This is a genomic window from Xanthovirga aplysinae (assembly GCF_009711365.1).
Classification (GTDB): domain Bacteria; phylum Bacteroidota; class Bacteroidia; order Cytophagales; family Cyclobacteriaceae; genus Xanthovirga; species Xanthovirga aplysinae.
The window spans coordinates 1-5,215 of record NZ_SMMB01000904.1; the positions used below are offsets into that span (position 1 = coordinate 1).

3 protein-coding genes are annotated in these 5,215 nt (G+C 38.8%); all 3 read right to left on the reverse strand.

The features are described from left to right. Positions 1-225: 225 nt before the first annotated feature. Entirely contained in the window at positions 226-918 is a 693-nt protein-coding gene (locus E1171_RS07775) for a phosphoribosylanthranilate isomerase (protein WP_155205446.1), read from the reverse strand. A gap of 262 nt (positions 919-1,180) precedes the next feature. Beyond that, positions 1,181-1,345, reverse strand: a complete 165-nt coding sequence (locus tag E1171_RS24720) for an NUDIX domain-containing protein (RefSeq protein ID WP_343031308.1) — start codon at positions 1,343-1,345, stop codon at positions 1,181-1,183. 761 nt (positions 1,346-2,106) lie between these two features. Beyond that, on the reverse strand, positions 2,107-5,166 hold the full coding sequence (locus E1171_RS07780) for a S8 family serine peptidase (protein WP_155205447.1): 3,060 nt from the start codon (positions 5,164-5,166) through the stop codon (positions 2,107-2,109). Positions 5,167-5,215: the final 49 nt, after the last annotated feature.

The window sequence follows — 5,215 nt, forward strand, 5'->3', positions numbered from 1 at the left end:
TAGACTCCTTTCATTCAGAATTCCATTAAAATGTTCTCATCTCACACTAAAGCTTTAATTTCTTTTACCCAAAAAGGAAATAGGATAAAATCTTCCCATTCAAAAAAATGCTTCCCTTCTACCAACAGAGGGAATTGAATGTCCGCTTTTCCAGCTTGGTGATTGGAGCTGTGCCCTAAAATCGAAATTCTTTAATAAAAGCTCTTCTATATTCTAGTGTAATTCCTATTTGGTATTGGACACCACTATTTCCTGTGCTTCATTTATTGCGCTAAAAAATGCTCCTAGCTTTTGTTTATCTAATTTACCATTTGTCCTAACCCCACTGCATAAATCCAATCCAAATGGCTGTACATACTCAATTGCCTTTCTAACATTTTTACTATTTAGGCCACCTGCCAAAAAAAGAGGAACGTCTATACTCTCTCTTATTTTCTTACTTAACTCCCAATTATGGGTTCTACCCGTACCTCCAAACTCTTTTATTTTTAAATTTGGATTGCCACTATCCAATAAAATGGCATCTACAAATTCGGAAGCTTTCAGGGCTTCCTCCACGGAGCCTTTATCTATTACATGAATTACCTGCACTAATTTTATATTGGGTAATGCATCCCTTATTTGTTCGAAGGTACCTTGTGCAAGCACATCCACAATCTGTATGGTATTCGTATTCACCTTCTTATGATGTTGCACAATCCTTTCAGCATCAGTTTCACTTGTCAATAGAAAGGTCGAAATAGGTGGTGGAACTATCTGAGTAATTTCCTTAATTTCCTCATCTAAAATCACCCCCGGTCCACTTGGCATATTTCCAACCAACCCTAAAGCGGAAGCGCCAAATTCAATGGCTATCAAAGCCTCTTCTCTACTGCTAATACAGCAAATTTTTACTCTTGGTTTTAGTGTTCCTTTCATTGTTTCTGAACAATAACTTTGTCCTTTTTTTCTTCCCCAAAAAAACCATCTCCAACCTTTCATCATATTCTGCGCTAAATGAAAATAGTTTATTCTCTAAAATATATTAATACACAGACCAATCAGTTTTGGGTGTTGGAATCTTTAACAATTCTTCAAAATCTTTCCATTTTAAATCATCTTCATTGCCCGGAGGCGGTGTAATATATTCAATTTCGGCTAAGAACACATACCCAATCCAGTTGTAATTTTTAGAAGAACTTTAGGTAATCAACCCACAATATTTCATATTTCCTAATCTAATGCCGGTTTCCTCAAAAGTCTCCTTAATTGCCGGTTTTAATGGGCTTTCATAGTGGTCAACTTTACCTCCTACTCGGATATATTTATCCTTATTTGGCTTATTTAATCGTTTTGTAACAGAAATTTATTTCCATTCTTTACTACACATAAAGTTGCCGTTCTCTTTAATCCATCTGGAATTTTGAATTTATCCGTTTGCTTCTACGCTAGCAAAAAAATAATACTGATTTGACTCGTCCTTAAATTCCCGCTTTTAAAAACTAATTCTACTAAACCTGTCAAAATTTGTAGGCCAGGTACCCAGTAACAGATCTTTTCTTTAAAATCTCATCATTTAGCCTCAAATAGCCTGGTCATAAACAAAGGCAAAGTCATCAATTTTCGGCAATGGATAGGGTCCCAATAATAAAAAATTCAGACTGAAAAATTAATTCAATCACCACATAATCAATCCTATTATTTGCAAAAGTGTTTAGGTTAAATTCAATATTTGTGAATGAATCTACTAGAGTAGTAGTTGAAATGGGGTTTGGAAAAGTCTGACAAAGGTAATGTATCCTGTACTTTTGAGAAGAAAACTGCAATCTCAATGTTTCAAAACCCGAGTGCCCAACCACTCGGCTAAACTTATAGCTCCCCGTTCATTTATTTGGAATTTAGTCACATTCAAAACGGATAAACCATTGTTTGAAGTGGAAAACCTTTTAGCTATCACCACAGCATTTCCCTTAGCATCCGAATTGGAATATTAACAAAAAATACATAACCAAAAGAAAGTCGACGAAACTTTTCAAAGTTTGCAATAGGACCAAAATTGTAAATTAGACTAATAAAAAAAGACCTCATCCGTATCCGAATGAGGCCATTTTCAAATATAGATATTGACTACTTTTTCACGAATTTTGTAATGAAGGACTTACCTCCAGAGCTTATTTCTATCATATAGATGCCAGTTTTAAGCTGACTTACATTAACTCTGCTATCAACAAATTCTCCTTCTGCTACAACTTGTCCCATCAAATTAGTAATCTTAAATTCTACTTGATCTCTGGTAGTTGCAATATTTAAATACTCTCCCGCTGGAACAGGATAAAGATCAAAGCTTACCGGAAGACCAACAGAAGATGTGGAAATAGCAAAGCTTGCATTTTCTCCACCAACACAGAAGTTAGTTGTTTCGCTAGAACCAAAAGCTCCTCCTGATGCCACTGTGTTACCTCCGACTTCCAAAGTATAAGATCCTTCGCCGAAAGAACAGCAAATACCATCTCCATAAGAATCAAGCATTACGAAATCATAGCAACCGTCACTCAAAGATATATTTTCCACTACAGTAGAGCCATCTGGTTGGGATCCGTAGGTACCGCCAGATGCGATTACAGTAGAACCGTCTCTGATTTCCCAGCTTGTTTCTTCAGGATAGTTGTCAAGAACTATGGTTAAGGTGGCATTCGAAGTTTCACCGGCTACCACAGATAAATCATCCACAGCTATATCACTTGACCAGCCTGACCCTGTGGTTCCTACAATTCTAAGTTTAACATCTCCTCCGGCATAGGAGTCCAGGCTTACACTTTCTGATACCCAGGAATTTCCTTGATTACCTGAAAGTGTCCACAGGTCTGTCCAGTTCGTTCCGTCGCTAGTAGCTTGTATAGTAAGGGATCCAATAGCGGTTCCATACATATGATACTTAAAGGAGAAAGTCGCTGTAGTTTCGCCACTAAGATCAAAACAATTACTTTCAAGAATGGCGGTTGCATTGGCTCCAATTTCTCCAGTACTTCCATTCGATGAGGCTTCAAGGAACATATAATATGATCCCTCAGCTGCAGAACTTGGTCCGGTTCCTGACGACGGAGTTCCATTGGCATCTCTTACCCAATTACCATCATCTCCCGATACTTGTGTCCAGCCATCATTTGATTCAAATCCTTCAGAATAAGGAAGTGTTTCGGTAGCCGAACAGCTAATACTTCCTGGGGCTTGAGTAGTAAAGTTAACTGAACTTGAGTAAGCAGAAGTAGCATCGTCCGGACATTTGCTTCTCACTTGTGCTTCGTATTCCGTTTCACTGGTTAGTCCTGAAAGATCGATGGAAGTTCCAGAAACACCTGCAGTGGTCCATGTTCCACCAGTAGGACGATACCTCACATCATAAGTGGCTCCGGCAACATTGTTCCAACTTAGAGTAGCAGTAGTAGTACCCACATTTGATGAAGATAGTCCAGTCGGAGTTGTGGCATCACAAACTGCTGGAGTTCCTGTTACACCTGTAACGATTAACGTAAAATCCTGACTTCCTCCACTCAAAGAACCTTTGTGTGTAACTTCAATAGTATATGAGCCAGAAGCACCTGAAACATCAATTCTCTCATATGGGTCTACATTATTGTCTCCAGTACCATTAGCATTTACAGCAGTAAGTCGATATGGCTGGTAAGTAGTAGATGACTGTGATACTCTAATGTCTAAATCATTGACCAATACTGGATTGGATGAATTTAGCGCTGTAGTTGCCGTGCCGGCTGGATCTGTCCAAGAAATGGAAGCCAGTAAAGGGGAACTACCATCTGAATCAACGGTTATAGTGTAGGTCTGACCTTGAGAAAGTGTGAGCTCATCAACAATGGTTTCATTCCCATTATTGCTAATAGCCTCAGCAGCAGCTTTTGCATTTAAAAGACCCCAACCATGAATCGCATCCGGACCAGAAGACCCTATATCATCCGCTGTATGAAGTGCTAATCCTTTTAATGTAGCAGCTCGCATAAAGTTTCCATTTACGATTTCGTAGTGCTGCTGGAGAAGGAGTAGGGAACCAGTTACATTAGGAGAAGCCATAGAGGTTCCACTAATAGTTGCGTAATGAGCATCATGGTCCTCATAAGAAGAATAAAGACCTGTACCATTTCCGGTGATGTCAGGCTTGATTCTATAATCATCGGTTGGTCCTTCGCTACTACCACTGTTAATTGACACTGAAATAAGTGATCCATCAGCTGCAATATTTGCATCCTGAGCATTAGCAACTACTAAATTATTTTTAGAAGTGGAATGTCCAGTCAGTTTATCGTATAATGAATTTCCATCCAAAGGAGCGCCATTCACAGTATTATCATTTCCATCATTTCCTGCCGCTACCACCATCAAATAATAAGGTGCATTGTACATTAAATTATCCCAATCTCTAGAGTCTTCTATATATCCTCCAAAGTAATAGTTAGGAAGTTGAGGATTTCCAAAAAAGTCTCTTGCTGCATAACCATAGGAGTGGTTAGAAACCAACATTCCGTTGGAAGCTTCTGTGGTGGCCTCGGACAAGTCACTATTCCAATCATGTGTTAGTGCCGTAGCCTGAGGAGCCATTCCTTTTGCATCCGCATCAAAACCAGAAGCCACAATTGTTCCTGTTACGTGTTGTGCATGAAAACTATTGCCATTTAAGGTGGTTACACCGTCATTTATGATTACACGGTTGTTACCTCCAGGGCCATCAAACTCTTGGTGTGTTGGTCTAGTAGGACCTCCATCCCAAACGTGGGCAGTCATATTTTGACCATCGAGATCAAGTCCAAGTGAACCACCAATATTTAAGTGATTAGCTCTGGTAGACCTTGCTGCATCTACGTTAAAAACGGTATAGTAAATTGGAGATCCATCGTTAGATACGGCTACCAATTCATCAAAAGTACCATCCGAGTTGGTACGTACAACTTCCCAACCTTTTTGCTCTGCCATTCTCAGGGCCTCTGCCTTTCTAGATTGAGCCTTATCTGAAAAATCTCTGCTTAATTGTGTTAGTTTGGAATGGTTATAAGATTTGCTAATCGCTTGCCGCTGTTTCGAAGTTTGGGCAAAAGTCTGTGAAGTGGACACCAAAAGAGCAAGCAAAAATACCTGCCAGTGCCATCGGTTTCCATTAAAAGTAAATTGTTTTTTCATAATTTAAATAGTTTGTTTTAGTAAATAATTAATTAATAAATAAAAAAAA

Coding starts and splice junctions, on each gene's coding strand:
- E1171_RS07775 (WP_155205446.1), bottom strand. CDS start 918: ATGAAAGGAACACTAAAACCAAGAGTAAAAATTTGCTGTATTAGCAGT.
- E1171_RS07780 (WP_155205447.1), bottom strand. CDS start 5,166: ATGAAAAAACAATTTACTTTTAATGGAAACCGATGGCACTGGCAGGTA.